Raw genomic sequence first — 22,475 nt, forward strand, 5'->3', positions numbered from 1 at the left:
TCATCTTTGCAGGCTTACCGCTTCGCTGCGGAGCTCGCTATACAGATAACTGCTGAGTAAAAAGCCAAATAGCCAATAATGCAAAGACGATGGCCATAATTTTGTGTTGATAGCTTTGAATGTGGGTGTTGGTTAGCATCTGCTTGCCAAGTTTACCTACGATCGCGACCAGTATGATATTAAACGCAAGGCCGAGTGCATTAAGTAGAAGGCCGAGCGTTAATAGCTGAGTGCTCGATGATGCTTGTATCTGCTGTGAGATAAACTGCGGCAAGAATAAAACAAAAAAGAGTAACGCTTTAGGGTTGAGCAGGTTCGTCATCACGGCACGCTTATAGAGATAGCGCCCCATTTTTTGTTGATACTGTACCGCTTCGCTTTCAGCAGGTGATGCTCTCCACGTATCAATACTCATTTTGAGTAGATACGCTGCACCAACATACTGGAGAACCGTTAACGCAATCGGGGACATTGCAATCACGGCTGAAACGCCAGTGGCTGCTAATACGGTAAGAATCAGTCCAGAGGTAGCGTTGCCTAAACTCGCGGCAACACCGACCCGTCGACCATAGCTAAGACTCGCGCTAATAATTAATAACATATCTGGCCCGGGGACGAATAACAACGCGGCAACGGCTGTTAAGTAAACAGGAAGCAAATTAGGGTCGATCATAAACGAAGAACACTTAACCAAATAAAGTGCGGCATTTTACCTTCTATCTAGGCATTATCAATGATGATTAAACATTAGGCTGGTGGTTTATAAGGATAAGCTTGGTCAACTACGCGAAAAATACGCATAAAAATGCCCCCAGGTTGGAGGCATTTTCAAACTCACAATGTGTTGCTGCTAGGTTATGCAGCACGCACTGTCGGTTTTGGTGCGGGCTTTTCAATAAAGCAAGCGTGTAATGCACAGATAGCGGCATGGTAATACTTATCAAGGACAACGTATTGCACATCCACATCGCGCATTGAAGAGTGAGCCGCTTTAGGGTTGATCTCCGCATCAAGTAGCGCAAGCATCCCTTTACTCATTGTTTGGTTTGAGTCGATACGGCTGCCGATAACAGAAATCAGTGCGACCATTTCACCGGTAATCTTCGCTTTTGGATATAGCTTTTCAACCCGATTGATGACCTTATCTTGGCTCGCGGTCTTACCATCTAAGTAGTAAGTAATGGAGTTAGCGTTCATCTCTTTACTGATTAGCTGAACGTTCTCTTCACGAATGATTTCCATCACGTCGTAACTGACTTGATCACAATGTCCGACCATTGATTGGTCAAAAATGTGTAGCGCAAGCACTTTGTCACGGCCAGCAATGATTTCGATCTCATTGTCCTTTGGACGGTATTTGTGAGAGATCACCGTACCAGCATGCTCAGGTTCAAAGGTATTTTTAACGATCAACTCAATGCCTACAGCGCGCATGCCAGAGGCTGCGTTAGGATGAATCGCTTCCATACCAAGGTTTGCCAGTTGGTCAGCCACATCGTAGTTGCTGAGGCCCATTGGCTGTACACGTTCTGGACCGACAATGCGGGGGTCTGCACTGCTCAAATGGTATTCTTTATGAATCACGGCACTGCTTGCCTTGGTCAGCACTGCAATTCGGCTAAAGGTCATTTCACTGTAGCCGCGGTCGTAGGTCTTCATCAGACCTTCATCACAGTAGACGTAGCCGGTAACGATGGGCAGCTCATTGCTGAAATCAATGTCGTCCATCGCATTGGCGATGACTGTATTGAGATCTCCTTTACCTTCATCCGGATTGTCCCAGCCAGACAGGTCGACAAATCGTGAGTTGATGCCAACACTTTCAAGGAGCAGCGTCGAGTTGTGTGCACTATGTGCTTCACCAATTGACGACAGGAACTCACGGACTTGCGGCAAATAGCTTTCCAGAGAAAACTGCCCATAGTTACAGGTTTCGAGTATGCCTTCGATACAGCTATGCGCTTTTTCCATTCGCTGGCGAATAAAATTATCGGCGCGCTCACGAAAAACAGGGTCAGGGAACATGTTACTATTAATCAATAACATACGCTGTTCTAGCTCATCCATCGCATCACGCCATTTTGGATTGTTCGCGGCGAGTAAGCGATAAATGCCTGGTTTACCCGAACGCTTACACTCCAGCAATGCATCCGTGATGCCAGCGTAAGCAGAAACAACAAAAATTCGGTTATATGGGTTTGACGGGTACAAAAAGATGTTATCCATGACAGCGTCATAGGCTGACATCGACGTACCGCCGATCTTTTCAACGGTATGATTCATGTGAGCTCCTTGTGGGCTTTATGAACAAAAAGGTCGATTGGGTTTACAGGGGCAGCATCCCGCTGCCCCTTGACGGTTAATCGACTAATGGATAAACACCGTTTTCATCGTGTGTCTCTTTCCCTGTGATGGGCGGGTTGAACACACAGGCCATGACCATATCAACACCTTTATTTGCGCGTAGCTGGTGCTCGTCATGTTTATCTAGAATATACAGCGTGCCGGGCTTGATTGGATAAACCTTGCCATCGTCAGTCGTTTCAATCTCACCCTCACCAGACATGCAATAGACTGATTCTAGATGATTTTGATAATGGATATGCGTGTCTGTGTTCGCATAAATGGTGGTGATATGGAATGAAAATCCCATGTTATCATCACGTAGCAACATGCGTACGCTTTCCCAATTTTCTGCGACCACGCGGCGATCACTGTTTTGACATTCTTCTAATGTGCGGACAATCATGATTGTTCCTTATTATTTGTCTATTCGTTATGTCTTTATGATGCTTTTTTGAGCTTCTCTTTCTTGTACTGCTCAACGGACTTAACGAAAATTTGTAAGCCTTTCTCCATTTCAGCTTCACTGACGGTCAGCGGAGAGAAGAATTTAATCACTTCGTCTTCTGGGCCGGCTGTTTCGATGATCATGCCATTATCAAAGCACAAGCTGGTAATGTCGTCGGCAATATCACCGTTCTTACAGGCAATACCCTGCATCAATCCTCGTCCTTTGATGATCTCAAATAAGTCGCTATTTTTAGCAAGCATATCTTGCAGGACTTTGTTGAGCTGATCCGCACGCGCTTGAATATGGGTTTGGAACTGATCATCTAGCCAATAGGTTTCGATGGCTTCGGCAGCGGTCACAAAGGCATGGTTGTTACCACGGAATGTACCGTTATGCTCACCCGGTGCCCATTGATCTAGCTCAGGTTTGAGTAGAACGACTGCCATAGGTAAGCCGTAACCACCAATGGATTTGGACAAGGTCACAATATCAGGGTTGATGCCTGAAGGCTCAAAGCTAAAGAAAGTCCCCGTACGCCCACAACCTGCTTGAATATCATCGACAATCACCAGGATATCGTGTGCTTTACAGATAGTTTGTAAGCGTTGTAACCATTCATTAGATGCGGCATTTAAGCCACCTTCACCTTGAACGACCTCAAGTAATACAGCGGCAGGTTTATCACCACCGGTTAAACCGCTTGAAGCGTCATTAAGCATCGTCTCAAACAAGGTGAGACCATCAACGTTCGCATAGCCGTCATACGGAATACGCGTAACTGAATTATTGACTGGAATACCGCCGCCACCACGATGGTGATGGTTACCTGTCACCGCGAGTGCACCATAAGTACAACCGTGGAAACCATTAGTAAAAGAAACAATGTTTGAGCGCCCAGTCACTTTGCGAGCTAGCTTCATTGCCGCTTCCACAGCGTTGGTACCAGTAGGGCCTGTGAATTGGAACTTGTAGTCCAAACCACGTGGGGCCAAGATGTGATTTTTAAATACTTCGAGAAAGCGTGCTTTCGCCTCTGTATACATGTCTAGGCCGTGTGTAATGCCGTCTTTCTCGATATACTCGATCAGCGCTTTTTTCAGCGTCGGATTATTGTGTCCATAGTTCAGTGAACCAGCGCCGGCTAGAAAATCAAGGTAGCGCTTACCGTCTACGTCAGTCATCCAACAGCCTTTTGCGCTCTCAAATACAACGGGAAAGTTGTTGGCATAACATTGAACATTTGATTCCTGCGACTTAAAGATATCCATAACTCATCCTGTTATTTTTTGAGTGGAATTCGGAAAAGGTATTCGGTGTCGTGCTCACCGTTGAAATGCTCTTGTTCATCAAGGAACACCGAGCGTTGACCACCAGAGCCATAGAGGCGGTCTACCTTTTTAAACAGCGCCCAAGAACCGGCGTTGTCTTCTGTGATTGTGGTTTCGATGAAGTGAACGTTTTGCGCGACTTTGCGAGCCAGTAGCGCCTCAATCATCGATAGGGCAAGCCCCTCACCACGTGCTTTTGGCGACACCGCAACTTGCCAGACGAAAAAGGTGTCTGGCTGCTCAGGGCGGATATAACCGGAGATGAAGCCCTGCACATCGCCTTCTCGCTCTGCAACAACACACGTTTCTTTAAAATGCGTCGCCTGTAAAAAATTACAGTAAGCGGAGTTCACGTCCAGCGGCGGGCATTGCGTGATTAGTCGATAAATGTTGCCACCATCGCTGATGGCAGGCTTACGAAACACGAACTGCGTGTTAGATTTTGTCTGTTTACGGTCGAGTACTTCAGAATCCAGCACTGCCGTATCTGTCGTTTTTGATCGCCACATAATGTTTTGTGCTCTAACGAATTCGTTTTATATAATAGGCGATTGATTTGGTTTATCAACCCCGATTTTTTGTGTTTGGCCTGCCAATAATAATTAAGATGCTGATTTATAATAATATTTATATTGTTAAATTTTTTATTAAAGTAAGTGTTTCGAGGCGTAACATTTACTGGCCTAAAGGTGTGGGCAGGTTCCCAATCGATACGATGGCATGCTAAACAGACTGCTTTGGCTGTCTAGTGGATGGTAAGTTGCGGAAGTAGGGCAGACTCACAGCGCTGAGCAAGGCTGTGAGTCGGGATGAAAGTATTAAAGACCTTGTACCAGGAAGTCGCGATATTTCGTGTCTTCGTGAACCACGTGATGAATCCACCAATAGCGTAGAAATTTAAAAAACTCGGAGCGATAAAGCGTGGGATCGGCCTGGCACTGAAGCAGTACATATTGAGCCTGTCGCGCTAGGCGTTGATGGATGGCTGCATGCTCTTTGTATTTGGGGTAGGCGCGTGCTTCAAGAATGTCTTCTTCTAGCAGAAAATGCGCAGCAATATAGTCACGGAAACGTTGAGCTAAGGCATCGAAGTCAGCTTTGTCATCATCATCGTGATGGTAAGCAATGGCCTCGTAGGTATCGTTGATAATAGCCAACAATTGCTTATTGCTGTTATCCAATTCTTGATGACCGACTGTGTACTTCTCTTGCCAACGTATAAATTTACGATCTTTGGGCTCACTAGAGGGTTGCGGTGATGCCTTTACATCTCCTAGTGTATCGGGCGCTATCGGCGTCTCTTCTACAGGTTCGGTGATGCATTCGATTTGCTGTTGTTCTTCTTCCGTAAACACAACCGCACCATTGTGCTCGAACTCTGTCGATTTGGCCGGGTCAGACTGGTACATCTCGAAATAGAACTGTGGGGGTTTTTTCGCCTTGGTATGTTTGGACAGTTGCTTGACACGATTTTCAAGGTCTTGCTTTTTAACAGGTTTTATCATGAACGCGTCAACATCAAAGCGGATACACTCGCTGATCACGGCTTTAGAAGCGTTTGCGGTCAGAATAATGATGGGTGTGTCGTGGCGTAGATGATAGCGGCCACTTCGCATGAGACGTAACATTTCTAAACCATCGATAGGATCCATTTGTAAATCGGTAATGATAAGGCTCGGCTCGTCATGATAGGCGCGAGATATCGCCTCGGCGCCGTCTGCTGCGGTGATCACTGATTTAATACCGAGTGCCTGTGCCATTAATCCAATCGTGTCTCGGATCATCTCATGATCGTCGACAATCAAGCACGGAGATAGCATACGTCCTCCTGACAATATGATGTACTCACAGCCTAGTGGATAGCAACAAGAGCGTCTACTCGCATAGGGGCTGAATGCGATATCAATGTGGCTTAGTGTCATAACTTTAAATGACAGGTATAAAAAAAGGCGCTCTGATGAGCGCCTTTCTTCTTAAATTTGGTTTGGCTTACAGGCGAACGACGTTCGCAGCCTGTGGGCCTTTTTGACCTTGCTCGATATCGAACTCAACCTGCTGGCCTTCTGCTAGTGTGCGGAAGCCTTCACCAACGATAGCACGGAAGTGAACGAATACGTCTGGACCGTTCTCTTGCTGGATAAAACCGAAACCTTTTTCTTCGTTAAACCACTTAACGGAACCATTAGCTTTGGACATGGTGTCTCCTGAATATATTAACTAGGTGTTGCAGTGACGCGAGTGCCGTTAATCGACTCTATGGGCAAATGTAGCGAATATCTTCAGGACAACTAACTTTCCAGCCTAACGGTGGGGTGTTTCGATGTATCTATATTCAATTGCTGCATAAATTTCCGATTATTAAAGCTTAAAAACAGCTTCAACAGGACTACGCGTTGTTTGCGCGTTAGTTTGCTCATTTTCTGACACTCTATGTCAAGGTGTCAACGGTAATGAGCACCGCCAACCAACACGGTTGAACAGGTCTAAGAGTACACCCAAAAAAAGATAAGGTAAAATCCTTTTTCCAATGATATGGCCATCGTTGCGACAGGCTTTTACAAAAGTGGGATCACGCTCAGAGAGTCATGTCGTTCAATCGAGATAAAAAGAGGGGAAAAAGCGATCTGAGTGAGACGAGTGTCAAATTTACCATCGTTATCTGTCTTTCTACACTGACATTGGCGTATGCTTAAACTTCAGGCATGCAAGCGTTGTCGTCATGTCTGAGTCATTGTCACCCTCTATCAGCGTCGTGTTAGCGACAGTCATAGGATCCCTTAATGGATAACGTTTTTTTTGAAATATCGAGTTTTATTGGCGTGTGGATAGTACTGGCGATCTTAGTGATTGTCGTATTGCGCAGTGCCATTACGTTTGTGCCACAAAATACTGCCTATGTGGTTGAAAGGTTTGGTAAGTACTATAAAACGATGGAAGCTGGGCTCAACGTCATTGTTCCCTTTATCGACCGTGTGGCGTATACACGGACTTTGAAAGAACAAGCGTATGATGTGCCTAGTCAGTCTGCGATTACGCGTGACAACATTTCGTTGGGTGTGGACGGTGTACTTTATATCAAAGTGCTTGATCCCTTTAAAGCCTGCTATGGCGTGAATGATTATGTCTATTCCGTCACGCAACTTGCGCAAACCACCATGCGTAGTGAAGTAGGTAAAATGGAGCTGGATAAAACGTTTGAAGAACGTGAAAGCTTGAACATTGCCATTGTCTCGGCCATCAACGAAGCGGCTCAGCCTTGGGGTGTACAAGTGCTTCGTTACGAGATAAAAGATATTGATCCTCCACGGTCGGTGCTCGAAGCAATGGAGCGTCAGATGAAGGCCGAACGTGAGAAACGTGCCGTGATCCTTGAGTCTGAAGGGGCTCGTCAATCAGATATTAACGTGGCAGAGGGTCAGAAGCAGTCACGGGTTTTAGCGGCAGAAGCGGAAAAAGCGGAACAAATTCTGAATGCGGAGGGTGAAGCGCAAGCCATTCTAGCCGTCGCTCAAGCTCAAGCCGAAGCGCTTGAAATTGTCGGGACACGAGCTATCACCGAAGAAGGTCAAAAAGCGATTCAGCTTGATTTAGCAGAGAAAGCAATTCGCGCGAAACAGGCAATTGCCAAAGAATCGTCGGTCGTCTTGTTGCCTGATTCGGGCACGGGAGCTGCGAACGTGGTTGCAGAAGCGATGACCATCATTGAATCGCTTAACAAAACAAAAAGTAGTTAGGGTAAATACGTGAGTCACTATCTTGCAGAGTTAACTATTATCATTGGTTTACTGTTGTTAGCCGCTGAAGTTTGGCTGCTCGGTTTGTCAACGATTGTATTATTAGCTACCGGTTGTGCTGCGGTTTTAGTTGGGTTACTGGCCATGATCGGGGTCTTGCCCGAAACCGTGACCGCATTGTTTAGTGGTACTGGCATCGGCGCAGGATTACTTACCTTAGCGCTGTGGCGACCGCTTAAACGGTTACAGCATAAAGAACGTAGTCCGGACAATCGTCATAGCGACTTTATTGGACTGACCTTCGTCCTGACTTCACCATTAAGTCGCGAACAACTGTCGTCGGCCAAGTACTCTGGAGTGACATGGCAATTGCAACTTAGTGCTAACGCAGGGGATATTGTCCTGCAGCCTGGTGAGCAAGTGAAAGTGATCGGTGTGGATGTGGGCCGGTTTACTGTTGAGCCCGTTTTATCATCAACTGAGGGTGAAGCAGAAAATTGAGGATTAAAATCGGACGCGCTGAAACGTAAGCGCAGCGTCAATAAAGCGTGACCATAACAAACAAAAAGCTCGGGAAATCCCCCGAGCTTTTTTATGCTTATTGCTTAACTAAACGTGGCTTAGGCTTGCTTTAGTTGCTTTTTCAATTTTTTCAGCTTGCCTTCTTGTTTCGCAACTTTTGCTTTGGTTTTCTTGATCGATTTTTTCAGATCTTTCTTTGATACTTTCGCCATGATTTTCTCTCCTTAAGTATAGATTGCCGAAGCGTTTGCCACTGCAATACAGCTTCAATGCTGTGGTCGGGTGCCGGCAAGTTGCACCGTAAACTGGATGTTATGATTCTTTTTTTGTTTCGTGGTCTTTTAAAAATTGTTTAATAAACCGTCTGACTTCTCGAGCCGCTGAGGTATCAAGCTCGTCACATGTTTGCAGAAACGCATCACGTTGCTCACTATTGATTCGTATCAGTAATTGGCTGTCTTTTTTAACTTTTTCTTTTTTTGCCATGTCTTTTAGCCTATCGATTAGATATACAATGTATATACACTTATCTTGTATTTCCAGTCAAATAGATAAAAATGTGATCTGTTTAGTGTTCGAACCAAAATGCGGAGAGGGTAGTCATCAACCTAAACACGCTTCGCTAACCGCGCTGGCTTAGCGTTTAGCGCGATGGCATATCGTTGAATCGATAGGTAGAAAATTACAGTATGGACGTCTAAATGTCTTTACTGCTTGCGGCGAAACGCTTAGGCTAGAGATGTGGGTAACATAGGATGAGTGAGCCATGGAAAAGAAACAGAATCGTACGCAGCTAATCCATGCTGGACGCCAAAAAGGCTATACCTTAGGCGGGGTTAATCCAGTCGTACAGCGCGCTTCTTCAATCATTTTTGATTCATTAGCAGAAAAGAAACACGCGGTTGCAAATCGTCACCAACAAACGCTGTTTTATGGCCGACGAGGTACGACTACTCACTTCTCGCTGCAAGACGCAATGACAGAGCTTGAGCAGGGAACAGGTTGTGCGTTATTTCCGTGTGGCGCGGCGGCGATTGCTAACAGTATTCTCGCATTTGTTAAAACGGGCGATCACATACTGGTATCGGGTTCGGCGTATGAGCCTACTCAGGACTTTTGTGAGAAAATACTGGCCGACATGCAGATCGAGACCGAGTATTTTGACCCACTTGAAGGTGACGAGATTAGTCATCGTATCAAGCCGAATACACGTATCGTGTTCTTAGAGTCACCCGGATCGTACACCATGGAAGTGCACGATACGCCAGCCATTGTGCGAGCGGTTCGCAATCGCGCCCCAGATGCTGTGATCATGATGGATAATACGTGGGCGGCAGGTCGCTTATACCAGCCGTTAACACAGGGTGTCGATATTTCTATTCAGTCTGGCACCAAGTACATTATTGGTCATTCAGATAATATGCTAGGCACCGCCGTCGCCAATGCGCGCTGTTGGCCAACGCTGAGAGAGCGTGCCTACTTGATGGGACAAACCGTTGATCCTGACACTGCCTACCAGGCGGCGCGAGGACTGAGAACGCTCGATGTACGGCTAGCGCAACATCAAGAAAATGCGTTACATGTTGCCAACTGGCTGAATGAGCAGGCTGAAGTGGCGAAAGTGCTTCATCCCGCATTCACTGATTGTCCGGGGCATCGCTATTTTGCCCGTGATTTTAATGGCAGTAACGGACTGTTCTCATTCGTTTTTAAGGAACGTTTGTCCGATACGCAATTAGAAGCATTCTGCGACTCTATGAAGTATTTTAGCATGGCTTATTCATGGGGAGGTTACGAGTCTTTGTTACTTGCCAATCAACCCGAACAGCTTAATCGGATCCGGCCCGTGGCTAAAGTAAGTTTCAGTGGGACACTCGTTAGACTGCATATTGGTCTCGAACAGGTGGAGGATTTAATCGCTGATCTTGCCGCTGGTTTTGAACGAGTGAATAAGACGTAATCATATCTATTTTCGAAACACCTAGCTCCCGGACAACAGGGCGCTAGGTGATCACGATTCGCTATTTCGCCGTCACGTCTGAAACTGATCGGTCAGCTGGGTTAATGCGCTCGATTGATGGCTAAGCTGACCGCTTACATCACTGGTTGTATCGATAGCATCGGTCAGTGACTGACTGCCATGTTTGAGAGCGCGACGTTGCTCAGTAAGGTGTGCAATTTCTTTGTGTTGAGAATCGAGGGCTGCTTCAACTTCAGCGCTGAGTTGCTCCAGCCCTTGGAAAGTAGTGTGCATTTCACCAAGATAACTTTGTAGTCGGATGCTTGCTTGCTGGTTATCTGCACTGGCCGATTGTGTTTCTGATAATAGATGACTGGCGGTATCGACTTGACCAAGTAAGTCATTGATCCATTCTCGAATATCCCCTGTCGATTGTGCTGTGCGCTGAGATAGATTTCTCACTTCATCCGCGACAACCGCAAATCCACGGCCATGCTCCCCTGCACGTGCCGCTTCTATGGCAGCGTTGAGCGCGAGAAGGTTAGTTTGCTCTGCTATACCTTCAATCACATCCATAACACCGGCAATTTGGTTGCTCGTTTGTTTTAGCGTTGCCATGGTATTTGATACATTTTCAACCACCTTGACGCTGTGCGTTATTGAGGCTTCAGTAGCACGCATTTGGGTCTGAATCTCATCGTTGTCTTGGGATACTTTGCCGATATACTCGCGGGTATCATGAATAGCACTCGCGATTTCCGTGGTTGCGCTTTCCATAACGGTAAGCGATTGCGCGACATCGTTAACGTTTTGCCGTGTTTGCTGATTAATCGTCGCCACTTGCGTGCTTTGTTGGTCTAAGGTATCTGACTGTTGATCAAGCGCTGATGTTCGCGATTGTATATCGGTAACAAAGTGACTGAACTTATCGAGCAAGTTATTTGATGCGCGAGCGACGGCACTGACTTCGTCGTGATACTTGTCAGACAGACGTATTGAAAGATCGGAGCGATTATCAATATCCGTCAGCGAGGTCGCGATATCGTCCAAGCGTACAATGACGGTTTTGCGAAGCCAGGTCATTAAAATAAGTGCAAGGATCAAAGTGGCACCGCTACCGGCATACACAAAATTGGACTGCTGATGCAAGAAGAGGATCAATCCTGAAGCAGATGCCTTAGCATTATCCTGACGCTCTATTAGTTTTTCGCTAATCACTGATAGCATAGGATCAACGGCTGGGTAGAGATCGAAATCCACAAGGCGGCCTGCGTCATAAAAACTTTTACTTTCGACCGTTTTAGCGAGCTTATTAAGGTATTGATCAAACTTCTTTTTTTTATCTTTTTGTTCAGAACGCCAGTTTGAGAGAGAAGGATACTGGGACAACGCCTGCCAGCTTTGCTGATAGCGTTTATGGAGCTTTTCAAACTCAGGCGTAATTTCATTCCAAAACAACACTTGGGCTTTGATCTTTTGTGACAGATTCACTAAGTCTCGGTGATCACGCTCAAGCGCGAGTAATGCCCAGACTTCGGGGAGTTGTTGATTCACATATTCGGCTGAAGCATCCGCTGAGCGAGATGATATCCAAAGCGCGAGACTACCTAATCCTAAGGTCGACGCGATGAAGAGGGTAAAGGCGATCAATAATCGCTGACGTACACTCATATAACTTCCTACCAACTGCGAGTCCTGATATGCGCAGCAGGTTAGGGAGAAAGTGTTTCAATAAAATGACACTTGTCTCACTGTTATGATGACGAGAAGAGATACCTTTTCATTGGAGTGAAAATAATGCGCCCCAATAGGTAGGGCGCATTGATATAATTAGCTCGCTTTTTGGGGCGGGTTTGTGGATAACGTTTCGGTCGCGCTTTTTCCTGTTTCGCTGAGAATGTTGGCAACAGTCTGTCGTGAGAGATGCCCGATAAGCTCCCCATGATCGTCGAAGACGGGCAGTGGCCATTTCGACTCCAAGGTGTCTGGAATCACACTCTCGAGCAAAGAATCTTGATCAATCGCGGGAACATCCTCAAGTAAGCTAGCCTCGATATGGCCACTTGGATCTTTGTCACTCAGCGCTTTTTGGCTCAAGGTACCTTGGTAACCCTCCTCGGTAATGTAGTAGCCATAATTAACTTTTTGGTGGCGCATCTGCTGAATGGCATCACCAATTGTGGTCGCACTGATACGACAGATTTGCGGCTGCATCACGGTTTCAACGGTTAGGGCTCGAGCACGGTTGACGTCTTTAACAAATGCTTCGACATAGTCGTCTGCTGGTTGAAGTAGAATATCAACCGGCTCACCCACTTGTACCAGCTTACCGTCCCGTAAAATGGCAATACGATCACCAAGACGTAACGCTTCGTCGAGATCATGGGTAATAAAGATAATCGTTTTATGCAGCTTTTCTTGTAGCTCAATGAGTTGGTCTTGCATCTCACTGCGAATGAGCGGATCCAGTGCAGAAAACGCTTCGTCCATCAATAGGATCTCCGCATCCGTACACAAGGCCCGTGCTAAACCGACGCGTTGCTGTTGCCCACCGGATAACTGGGCAGGGTATTGGTCAGCATAGCCCTCTAAGCCAACCGTAGAGAGCCACTGTTGAGCCTTTTCATCTCGCAGTGCTTTGGCTTCTCCTTGAATGCGAAGACCAAAACCGACGTTTTCTTTGACAGTACGGTGAGGAAGCAAGCCGAATCGCTGGAAAACCATCGACATTTTATGACGACGAAATTGCTGCAACTCTTTTTGTGAGTACTGCATTATATCCGTGCCATCAATGCGAATTTCACCTTCTGTCGGATCGATCAAACGATTGAAATGGCGAATCAGTGTTGATTTTCCTGAGCCAGATAAGCCCATGATGACGAACACTTCACCGCGCCGAATAGACAGATTGATGTCACTAAGTCCGATAGTATGTCCTGTTTCTTGTAGCAATGCGTCTTTGCTTTTACCTGCTTTAACATCGGGCATGAGCTTACGCGGATGGTTGCCAAACACTTTGTAAAGACCGTGAATTTCGATCAAGGTGTTCGGCTCAGAATCAGTCATGATCACCTCCCTTTAAGTGCTGCTGTGATCGCTTGGCATAGCTTTGCGAGACGCGATCGAAAATAATAGCAATCACGACGATCGCGAGGCCATTGAGCAGGCCCAAGGTGAAATATTGGTTAGTGATCGATTTAAGAACGGGTTGACCCAAGCCAGATACACCGATCATCGAGGCGATCACGACCATGGCGAGTGCCATCATAATCGTTTGATTAATGCCGGCCATAATAGTGGGCATTGCCAGTGGTAGCTGAATCTGAAAAAGACGCTGAACGCCATTGGCGCCATACGCAGTCGCTGCTTCAAGCACATCTTTATCGACCAGCCTAATCCCAAGGTTCGTTAAGCGGATGACCGGTGGAATGGCGTAAATCACGACGGCAATGACCCCCGGAATTTTACCAATGCCCAGTAACATCACGACAGGAATTAAATAGACGAAAGCGGGCATGGTCTGCATGATATCAAGGAGTGGCGTAACCACCGCTTGGGTCCGATTGGACTTCGCCATCGCAATCCCGATAGGTACACCGACACCTATCGCGACAAGCGTACAGACCAAAATGATACTCATGGTGCTCATGGTATCTTCCCACATCCCTAAGTAAGCAATTAGAGTGAAAGAAACAACCACAGCCGCAGGGAGCTTCCAAGAGCGACTGGCGAGATACGCGATACCGGCAAGTACTGCAATCACCAGCCACCAAGGTGTGGCAAGGAGTAAGTCTTCGAACCAAACAAGAAAGTGGAGGAGGGGGGCAAAAAAGGCTTCGATACCTTCGCCATATTCGCGAGAAAAATTCCGATAGGCACCATCCAGTGTTTGTCGGATGGTGAGCAGATCGCGTCTGCTCATTTCTGGCACATCCGTTAGCCATGAAGTCGCCATTGTTATTATTCCTATACTGCTAAAAGAAATCCCGCACAGTGGCAATACTGTGCGGGTTATTGAGTTACAACGCGTCTTTTACTTTGCTCGCCACATCATTTGGCACCCACTGGGTCCAAATGTCTTCATGATTAATTAAAAAATTGATCATCGCATATTCACCGTCAGCCTGGTTATCTTCCATCCATGCCAGTAATCCATTCATCTGGTCGTTGGTAAAACCACGATTTTCTATATAGGCCATGGCCTCGGGAGCTCGTTTAGCAAAGCGTTCTGTCACGACAGTCTCAACATCAGCGGCTGGATACATTGTTGCTTTCGACGTTATGCACTCGTCAGATGTAATACATGACTTATAGTGCTCGACATCCGTACCCGTTTCGAAATCGACTTTAACCATTTCATATTTGCCTAACACGGCCGTCGGTGCCCAGTAGTAACCAAACCAAGCTTCTTCGCGTTCATAAGCTTTGGCAATGGAGCCGGCTAAGCCAGCACCGGAGCCAGGGTCGACAATTTCAAAGCCACTGTCGGCGAGATTCAATGCTTTAAAATTATTTTCCGAGGTAATTTGGCAGCTCCATCCCGCGGGACATCCGTAAAAGGCTGCTTTTGACGGATCTTCGGGATGAGGGAAAAGATCGGCATTGGCTTTAACGCCCGAAATGGTTTTAAGTTCGGGGTGCTGATCGACCATGTATTTAGGGACCCAAAATCCCTCTTCGCCGCCTTCAACAAAGGCTTGTCCTGCATAGCGTATACGTCCTTCGTCAATACCTCGCTGAAGGCCTTCACGCATGGAGTTACTCCAAAACTCCGGTGCAATATCGGGCTCGCCTTTTTCTATCATGGATGTGCCGGTTGGCATGGTATCACCAGGTACGAGTTCAGCATCACAGCCGTAGCCATGCTCTAAAATAAACTGATCAATGTTGGCAATCAGGCTCGCTGAATTCCAGTTCATATCGGCAATCGTGACGTTGCCACACCCATGGTCATCGGCACTGGCCGGGACTGCAGACAGCGTTAATAGGGCTGCAGAGAGTAGTCGTTTGTACATAGTGCTTCCTTTCTCTTTTATACATTCGTCATGAATAATATTAGACCACTAATGAAAATGTTAGCGCCTACTGTGCGATCTATATCTCATAAATACTGGATATTTTAGGAGTATACGTATTCAACCCCTAGATCTTCACGCCCATTACTTAGAGATCTATTTTCTTTCTACTTGATTAACGTTAAAAAAGATCGAAAGTCTGAACCGCCGGCTGCTTGTTGCCACTCAAACAACAAGGCTTCGACCAAAGTGATCCAGGCGCCATGTTGCTGCATCATTGCAATTCCGGTGTGGTAATGAGACGCGTCACAGGATGAGGTTGCATCCGTGACTAGGTGAACGTGATAGTGGGCTCTGAGTAGATCGCAGGCTGTTTGATAAACACAAATATGGGTTTCGATGCCACATAGGATGACTTGTTTACGGTTAAGATCATCGAGTCGTTTTTTAACATCGGGGTTTGCGTAAGCACTAAATGTCTGCTTGGCAATGGGCGTATCCGTTGGGATTAACTCAGCCAAACTCTCAGTGGTCGCGCCGAGCTTATCGGGCAGTTGCTCGACCCACACCACGGGCACATCAAAGTACTGACAGGCACGCATTAGTTGGGCCAGCTTTTGGTGTAGTGCTTCGCTGCCTGTTACCTTTTGTGCCAGTTTGCCTTGTACATCAATCAACAAAACGACCGCATTCTCAGTATTGATCATTGTTTTATCCCCCTGTTTTATCACGCAAATAAGCATAGCACCTTCTCGCTATGGCGTTGTCTTTTTGAGCGCTAATACATTTTTCTTACTATTAAGATACTTGATGTCAACTAACATAACAGCTACTGTATCTTTACGTGAAGATACATAGAGAAAGGTTATGCATTATTTTATCGCTATTCTTGCCCCGATTTTTTGGGGCAGTACTTATTCAGCGGTTGCTCTGTTTCTGGGGGATCTTTCCCCTTATTGGATGGCAGTATGGCGAGCATTGCCAGCAGGCCTGTTAATGCTGATGATCAGTCGACGTGGTTTACCTTTAAGTTTGCCGAGAATGCTTGCTGTAAGCTTTTTTAATATCGCAGCTTTCTTTTTACTGCTTTTTATTGCCGCTTATCGGCTACCCGGTGCTATCGCTGGGACTTTAGGCGCGACCTTACCTTTGGTACTGATGCTGCTTCAGTGGTTAACAGAAGGGAAACGGCCTCAGCCTAAACTACTTGGGCTGGCGATTTTAGGGCTTTTCGGCGTGGTATTATTATTGAATCCATCTTCCAATATCGATTGGATAGGGGCCGGTGCCATGTTACTTGCCACATTTTTTGTTGCTCAGTCGACACTATGGATGAAGCGCTGGGAAGCGAAAGACATTTTTGGATTAACCGCTTGGCAGTTAGTCCTTGGTGGCATCATGCTTATTCCTTTTGCTTGGCTCTTTGCGGGGCCGCCAAAGGCGATAACCATGGAGGCCGTACCAGGACTTGCTTGGGTTATTTTACTCAATACTGCTGTCGGTTACTGGGCCTATATTCGCTCGATCACTGTACTTGGCCCAAATCGTCAATCTATCATTATGTTTCTTAACCCGCTTACGGCAGTAACCCTTGGTGTACTGTGGATCAATGAAACGTTACAGCCGTTACAGTGGTTAGGTATTGCGATGATTTTAGCGTCATTGGTGTTGATGAAACTCACGGATAAACGAAAGAGTCAGTCGCCTAAACAAGCCGTTGCCGCCACACCTCGATAGTGGCGACGGAAAGCGAAACGAGAGTATGGATGTTAATACCGATAATGCACGGTCCAAGATACGTAGCTATAGGTGTCATCGGTAGCTTGCTTATAGTCTTTCGTGTGTACAACAACACTGATATCTGTGCCCCAGCGAGGCTGGTAAAATGCTAGCCCGGTAGCGGCACTTGCTTGCCAGTGGGTCATATCGATGTCGGCATTCTCTGGCGGTTTATCGCCATTGATGGTGATGTCATTGGCCCGATATCGGCCTTGCATCGCGGCATAAAAGAACGCGCCCTGTTCGCTTGCGTCGAACAAACGGCTGTCTAAATGGCGGCCTGGCTCGAAGCTAATGCCGCCAAAGGTATTAGCCAGATCAAGACCAATACGATAACTCAATCCTGTAGAGAGTTCGCTGCGGAAGTTCCCGATATCGGCACGTCCAGTCACTCCCCATTCTTGGTTCTCGCTACGGTGCAGGAGCTGGTGGCGTTCATAAGCAAACTGCGCCACTGGCGTGTTTTCTACTTGGTAGTCCCATCCTTTTGGGTCGGGCGAGTCGATGAGGTCATGAACGTAAGATTGTCCTTCTTCAGTTTGCGATGCGGGACCAACCATTCCGAGCATAAATGACCACTTATCGACCCGCTCTGATGTCTGCTGATAAATGCCAGGCTCGATAAAAATCAAACCGGCATAGGGACGTTCATTGGGATGGGGCGTTTCCCATTCAATATCGTTGGGCGTCCACATCATTTGTCCAACATCGATGCTCCAGCTTTGGCGTGCTTGTTCGTTAAGCGGTAGCTGTTGAGCAAACCAACGAATGGGCGTGACAGCGGTGGTGGTGACATCATCGGACCAATCCGCATGCCAGTGCGCATAAACACCACTGGTGTATTGATTATCAACGCCTAACGGACTGTCGTTTTCAATTGTTACACCGACCCCCGCGCTAAAAGCCGCTGTAGGTGCCAGCAGTAGTGTGGGAAACAATAAAATAGCGCCTGAGATCACGCGAGATGGTGTCATTCATATCCTCATTGAGTTGCATCTTTAATGCGAGGCTTTCAGTATGAGTAAAAAATTAGGCTGATACTAGATAAGATAAGTCAATATCTTGTGAAAGTGTTGTCATCCGCCAATCAACGATGAAAAGGAACCGTCAAGATGTCAGTGTTTGTAACCCCTGAATGGCTCGCTCAGCGCCTCGATACCGTCGTTCCTGTCGATGCTAGCTGGTTTATGCCAGATGTATCCCGAGATAGCTTCCAAGAGTGGCGCCAACGGCGTATTCCGGGTGCCGTCTACTTTGATTTCGATAATACAGTCAAAGATCAATCCTCCTCTTTACCCCATATGTTACCGGATGAAACGAGTTTTGCGCGACATATGGGAACGCTAGGTATTGCCTCGCAAGACACGTTAGTAGTCTATGACACGCAAGGCTTATTCTCTGCCGCTCGCGTGTGGTGGATGTGTAAAGTGATGGGCCATCGGGATGTATTTATTCTTGATGGCGGATTACCTGCTTGGATGGCATCAGAGGGGCTGATAGATAATACACCGCCTCAGCCGCGTGTCGAGGCAACTTACCACGCCGATTTTAAAGCGTATCGTTACATTGATGGCGACACGCTGGCCGAAAAGCTGGCCGCAATCAATGTGATTGATGTCCGTCCTGAAACACGATTTTATGCACAGGTGCCAGAGCCTCGAGAAGGTATACGAAGTGGTCATATGCCCGGCGCTATTAACCTACCTTTTAGCGAATTGACGGATCCGCGCGGTTTTGTGATCAGTTCAGACATCGCACGTAACATCGTTTTACCTCACCTCAGTGATACACGTTTGAACGTAGCAAGCTGTGGTTCAGGCGTGACGGCTTGTATCTTAGCCGCGGTGGCCGAGCACTATTTTGCTTATCCGCTTGCGGTGTATGACGGCTCTTGGACGGAGTGGGGTGGCCATCAATCTTGGCCTGTTGTCCGGGAAGATTAAAATCTATGCAAACGCGAAGGCGGTAAGTGGCAAGATTGACTTGATAGTGATCTATGTCACTATCTAGCCGGTGGGCTAATGATATATCGATACATATAGTAATATTAAGTTACACATTAGGCGGTTTTTGCGCATAAAAACCGCTAGCGAATGGCAAAGTATTGGAATCTTGCCATGGTTAAAGAGCAGTGAAGCTTTTTACCGATTTTAATCAAATGCGTTAACGATGACACCTAGCCACAAATAGCGGAGTGCCACTTGTCTCAAAATCTTGCCACCGTCAGCCGTCGCGCGCTATTACCCGAGCGTATTGCAAGCCTTATTGATGCACTATCTAGTGGGGTGTACGAACGCGAGCACACTATCAAAATGTGTCTATTGGCCGCACTCGCGGGTGAAAGTGTGTTTTTACTCGGCCCGCCAGGCATTGCCAAAAGCTATATTGCGAAACGTTTGATCGAGGCGTTTGATAACAGCCAATTTTTTGAATATTTAATGACGCGCTTTTCGACACCGGAAGAAGTGTTTGGCCCGCTTTCGATTCAAGCGCTAAAAGATGAAGGCAAATACGTACGCCTAACCGACGGCTATCTACCCAATGCTGATGTGGTATTTTTGGATGAAATATGGAAAGCCGGACCTGCCATTCTTAACACTCTTTTAACCGTTGTGAATGAACGCACTTTTAAAAACGGTGAGCATGTTTATCCTGTCCCTATGCGCTTGTTGGTTACCGCGTCCAATGAACTGCCTGATCCCGATAGTGGCCTTGATGCGCTCTATGATCGCATGTTACTCCGCGTTTTCGTCAATCGTATCCAAGAGAAGAAAAACTTCAAACTGATGCTTACCGAGCCCAGCCAGGACGAAGTGGCGGTGGCCGATAAGTTGAAAATTAGCCATCAAGAATATCAGGATTGGCAGACCATTATTCCCACCTTGGGTCTGCCGGATGCGATATTCGAAAAACTCTACACACTAAAACAGCGGGTAGAAAATGCCGGCAGTGAACAATCACAATTCGACCCAGGTGAACTTTATGTGTCCGATCGCCGGTGGAAAAAGGCGGTGCGTTTGCTAAAAGCGGCCGCTTTTTTCAATGGTCGTGATGAAGTCGCCCCATTGGACTTATTGTTACTGGAAGACTGCCTATGGCATAGCCCAGAATCGCGTGATGTGGTGAAAAACGTGATGCAGGCATTTGCCAAAGAAGTTCTGTTCGATCAACAAGAAGTGCTTGCCTTGCTCGATGACGTCAAAGTGGCGTTAGAAGATATTGAGCAAGACACAGCTGAAGCGCTGACCTATCGACAAGACACGGCCAACGCTGGGCTCACGCGCAAAGCGATGATTGACTTGAGCCAGTCGCCTCGCTTCACGGTCAACCAAAGTCGAGATTTGGTTCGTTTTGTTCTACTTCGAGCCAACCCATCGGTTTCAGAGCAAGAAAAAGGTGACAGTCGTTGGGTGTATCTTGATGCGGCTGACATTGAGAAAAAGTTGAAAACAGGCAGCACAGACTTGTATGGCTATGTGAATAAAAATAATCACCTGTGTCGGCTCACTTTGGAGTGGGATGCGCAGCACGCCTTAGTCATCAAAGACATTGCTAATCGGCCGGTGCCTATGGCCCTGGTGGGCGTGAACGATCCGAGCGAGGAACAGCTGACCACGTGGACACAACAAACAGATAATGCGCTTGAACAATTGCAGCATGCGCAGTTTTTAATTCGTCGCGCGCGCAGTCAGCTCAATGCTGGGTTGCCCCATTTATTTGCGCAACCGGATCTGCTTGAAACCGCGTCAGCGAGTTTGGTCGACGTCGAACATGAGGTCAAAACGCAGATTAATAACCTAGAGCGCCAAGTTAATCGTTTAGCGCGCTTAGGTGAGTTCTTCTCAGGAGCCAGTGATGCTGAGCGCTGAGAGCCTGAACATGGGGTTGATGCTCGCCGAGTCTGGGTTACTGGATGCGGCGATGACAGAGTTGATGTCTCACCCCCAGTTACTTGTGTTGACAGAACGAAGCCCAGCGATTAAGCGAGCAGTAAAAAAACAGCTTCACCGCTGGCGGGGGCAAACAAAGCGCAAACTGGTTCAACAAGGGTTGTCAGCCTCTCTGAAGCAAGAAATTCAATACTACGAGCAGGCCACCGAAAAAACCGCGCGCGCGTTTGAAAAAGACATTGATACTTTACTAAGCCACTTAAAATCTGTTTCTTCTTTCTATCCGCAGGCAGAAAGGCTCGCAGCCCATCAAGCTCAACATGCTGATCCTATGTTTCAGTCGTACTTTTGCAACAAATGGCACGCGCATTTAAAAGCGGAAATACAAAAAAACCAGTCCGACAGTGTTGAATCACAAAAACAAAAATTACTCGACGATCTCTATCGCCGTATCTCGACCTATCAAAAAATGAATGGCGTGGATCAATCGGGTGATATCAGCAAAGTGGGGCGGCTATGGGATATGGCGGCCAGCTCGCTTTCCCAGCAAGACGTCACCTTACTTAAACGGTTTATTACTTTTTTAGAGAAGAACCCAGAGCTTCAGGCGATTGCCGAACAGTTAGGGCGAATGGCAAACCATGTTGATGCGCAAGGGCCCAGCGAGCAGCCGACGGAAACGCTAAAAACCGTGCCGGAAAAGCAAGTTGATGTCCCTGATGACATCACCGGCATCTGCCAAAGTGATCGTGTTGACCGTCTCTTACCCAATGAGGCGGTATTGCTGGCTGATCCTGCGCTCGAGGTTGTTTTTTATAAACAGCTTGTCGATAAACAACTGCTAAATTATCAAATGACGGGCCAAGCCCATCGCCGGAAAAAAGTAGAGACGTATGCCCCCAGTCAATCCAAGCCAGAGCAAAAAAAGGGACCCTTTATCATAGCCGTCGATGCCTCAGGCTCGATGAGTGGATTCCCAGAGCAATGCGCCAAAGCACTCGCCTATGTATTGATGCGGATTGCCGCGACCGAGCATCGTGATTGCTATGTCATGCTCTTTTCCACTGACCATATCAGCTACGAGTTAACCGGTGAGCGCGGTTTGCAAGAAGCGATGAGCTTTCTTTCATATCGGTTCCACGGCGGGACAGATATGGCACCTGTGATCGAAAAAGCGCTTAATCTGATGGCCGGTGAACGCTATCAAAACGCCGATCTAGTGGTGGTGTCGGACTTTATTGCTCCTAAGCAGTCCGAGACGATGATCGAAAAGATCGATGCATTGAAGTTAAAGCAAAACCGTTTCCATGCGGTAAGCTTATCCAAATATGGCAACCCTGAATTAATGGCCATGTTCGATCACTGTTGGCGTTACCAGCCCTCATTAGGAGGACGCCTGATTAATCAGTGGTGGCCGAGCAAAAATAAGTCATAGAAAATAGATGACTAGGCG

The 22,475-nt window shown here is 47.0% G+C and carries 21 protein-coding genes; 7 read left to right on the top strand and 14 right to left on the bottom strand.

All coding sequences use genetic code 11. The annotated features are described in order from the left end of the window. Positions 1–37: 37 nt before the first annotated feature. From HLG76_RS04280 to HLG76_RS04310, 7 genes are all read right to left on the bottom strand, one after another. Entirely contained in the window at positions 38–673 is a 636-nt protein-coding gene (locus tag HLG76_RS04280) for a LysE family translocator (RefSeq protein WP_021024029.1), read from the bottom strand. A gap of 182 nt (positions 674–855) precedes the next feature. Beyond that, positions 856–2,283, bottom strand: a complete 1,428-nt coding sequence (locus tag HLG76_RS04285) for an aspartate kinase (RefSeq protein WP_077576706.1) — start codon at positions 2,281–2,283, stop codon at positions 856–858. A 76-nt stretch (positions 2,284–2,359) separates the two neighbouring features. Continuing rightward, the gene (locus HLG76_RS04290; protein WP_021024031.1) at positions 2,360–2,749 is read right to left on the bottom strand and encodes an ectoine synthase; all 390 of its coding nucleotides are present in this window, start codon (positions 2,747–2,749) and stop codon (positions 2,360–2,362) included. A gap of 35 nt (positions 2,750–2,784) precedes the next feature. Continuing rightward, positions 2,785–4,062 (bottom strand): diaminobutyrate--2-oxoglutarate transaminase, encoded by a 1,278-nt coding sequence (ectB, locus tag HLG76_RS04295; protein WP_021024032.1) that lies wholly within the window; start codon positions 4,060–4,062, stop codon positions 2,785–2,787. 11 nt (positions 4,063–4,073) lie between these two features. Further along, entirely contained in the window at positions 4,074–4,631 is a 558-nt protein-coding gene (ectA, locus tag HLG76_RS04300; protein WP_077461416.1) for a diaminobutyrate acetyltransferase, read from the bottom strand. A gap of 309 nt (positions 4,632–4,940) precedes the next feature. Beyond that, complete coding sequence (locus tag HLG76_RS04305; protein WP_077576704.1) at positions 4,941–5,942, bottom strand: response regulator; 1,002 nt, start codon at positions 5,940–5,942, stop codon at positions 4,941–4,943. 169 nt (positions 5,943–6,111) lie between these two features. Further along, positions 6,112–6,318, bottom strand: coding sequence for a cold-shock protein (locus HLG76_RS04310; RefSeq protein WP_025744354.1), 207 nt, complete (start codon positions 6,316–6,318; stop codon positions 6,112–6,114). Between the two features lie 584 nt (positions 6,319–6,902). Here HLG76_RS04310 and HLG76_RS04315 point away from each other — a divergent pair. Continuing rightward, on the top strand, positions 6,903–7,856 hold the full coding sequence (locus HLG76_RS04315; protein ID WP_021024036.1) for a slipin family protein: 954 nt from the start codon (positions 6,903–6,905) through the stop codon (positions 7,854–7,856). Positions 7,857–7,865: 9 nt separating this feature from the next. Next, positions 7,866–8,357, top strand: a complete 492-nt coding sequence (locus HLG76_RS04320) for an NfeD family protein (RefSeq protein WP_077461414.1) — start codon at positions 7,866–7,868, stop codon at positions 8,355–8,357. A 333-nt stretch (positions 8,358–8,690) separates the two neighbouring features. On the opposite strand, the gene HLG76_RS04325 is transcribed toward HLG76_RS04320, so the two are convergent. Then, a complete protein-coding gene (locus HLG76_RS04325; protein ID WP_164837586.1) occupies positions 8,691–8,864 on the bottom strand; it encodes a hypothetical protein in 174 nt (57 codons plus the stop codon). 280 nt (positions 8,865–9,144) lie between these two features. Here HLG76_RS04325 and metC point away from each other — a divergent pair, with 280 nt between their 5' ends. Continuing rightward, positions 9,145–10,338 carry a cystathionine beta-lyase gene (gene metC / locus HLG76_RS04330; protein ID WP_175993132.1) on the top strand — a complete coding sequence of 398 codons (1,194 nt, stop codon included), beginning with the start codon at positions 9,145–9,147 and terminating at the stop codon, positions 10,336–10,338. 72 nt (positions 10,339–10,410) lie between these two features. On the opposite strand, the gene HLG76_RS04335 is transcribed toward metC, so the two are convergent. The 5 genes from HLG76_RS04335 to HLG76_RS04355 form a co-directional block, all read right to left on the bottom strand. Beyond that, the gene (locus tag HLG76_RS04335; RefSeq protein WP_077576702.1) at positions 10,411–12,009 is read right to left on the bottom strand and encodes a methyl-accepting chemotaxis protein; all 1,599 of its coding nucleotides are present in this window, start codon (positions 12,007–12,009) and stop codon (positions 10,411–10,413) included. A gap of 159 nt (positions 12,010–12,168) precedes the next feature. Continuing rightward, on the bottom strand, positions 12,169–13,404 hold the full coding sequence (locus HLG76_RS04340) for a glycine betaine/L-proline ABC transporter ATP-binding protein (protein WP_175993133.1): 1,236 nt from the start codon (positions 13,402–13,404) through the stop codon (positions 12,169–12,171). Next, on the bottom strand, positions 13,397–14,293 hold the full coding sequence (locus HLG76_RS04345; protein ID WP_175993134.1) for a proline/glycine betaine ABC transporter permease: 897 nt from the start codon (positions 14,291–14,293) through the stop codon (positions 13,397–13,399). The genes HLG76_RS04340 and HLG76_RS04345 overlap by 8 nt, the downstream gene beginning before the upstream one ends. Before the next feature lie 64 nt (positions 14,294–14,357). Further along, positions 14,358–15,353, bottom strand: coding sequence for an ABC transporter substrate-binding protein (locus tag HLG76_RS04350; protein ID WP_175993135.1), 996 nt, complete (start codon positions 15,351–15,353; stop codon positions 14,358–14,360). Between the two features lie 167 nt (positions 15,354–15,520). After that, positions 15,521–16,060 carry an isochorismatase family protein gene (locus tag HLG76_RS04355; protein ID WP_025744899.1) on the bottom strand — a complete coding sequence of 180 codons (540 nt, stop codon included), beginning with the start codon at positions 16,058–16,060 and terminating at the stop codon, positions 15,521–15,523. Positions 16,061–16,220: 160 nt separating this feature from the next. Here HLG76_RS04355 and HLG76_RS04360 point away from each other — a divergent pair, with 160 nt between their 5' ends. Further along, positions 16,221–17,090 (top strand): DMT family transporter, encoded by an 870-nt coding sequence (locus HLG76_RS04360; RefSeq protein ID WP_025744900.1) that lies wholly within the window; start codon positions 16,221–16,223, stop codon positions 17,088–17,090. Positions 17,091–17,122: 32 nt separating this feature from the next. Here HLG76_RS04360 and HLG76_RS04365 read toward each other — a convergent pair whose 3' ends face one another. Further along, positions 17,123–18,106 (bottom strand): lipid A deacylase LpxR family protein, encoded by a 984-nt coding sequence (locus HLG76_RS04365; RefSeq protein WP_077661410.1) that lies wholly within the window; start codon positions 18,104–18,106, stop codon positions 17,123–17,125. Positions 18,107–18,244: 138 nt separating this feature from the next. Here HLG76_RS04365 and HLG76_RS04370 point away from each other — a divergent pair, with 138 nt between their 5' ends. The 3 genes from HLG76_RS04370 (at position 18,245) to viaA (ending at position 22,457) form a co-directional block, all read left to right on the top strand. Next, on the top strand, positions 18,245–19,075 hold the full coding sequence (locus HLG76_RS04370; RefSeq protein WP_077461408.1) for a sulfurtransferase: 831 nt from the start codon (positions 18,245–18,247) through the stop codon (positions 19,073–19,075). A 258-nt stretch (positions 19,076–19,333) separates the two neighbouring features. After that, entirely contained in the window at positions 19,334–21,001 is a 1,668-nt protein-coding gene (locus HLG76_RS04375; RefSeq protein ID WP_175993136.1) for an ATPase RavA domain-containing protein, read from the top strand. Beyond that, on the top strand, positions 20,988–22,457 hold the full coding sequence (gene viaA / locus HLG76_RS04380; protein WP_077576697.1) for an ATPase RavA stimulator ViaA: 1,470 nt from the start codon (positions 20,988–20,990) through the stop codon (positions 22,455–22,457). The genes HLG76_RS04375 and viaA overlap by 14 nt, the downstream gene beginning before the upstream one ends. Positions 22,458–22,475 lie beyond the last annotated feature (18 nt).

This window comes from Salinivibrio sp. EAGSL (assembly GCF_013366455.1).
Taxonomy (GTDB): domain Bacteria; phylum Pseudomonadota; class Gammaproteobacteria; order Enterobacterales; family Vibrionaceae; genus Salinivibrio; species Salinivibrio costicola.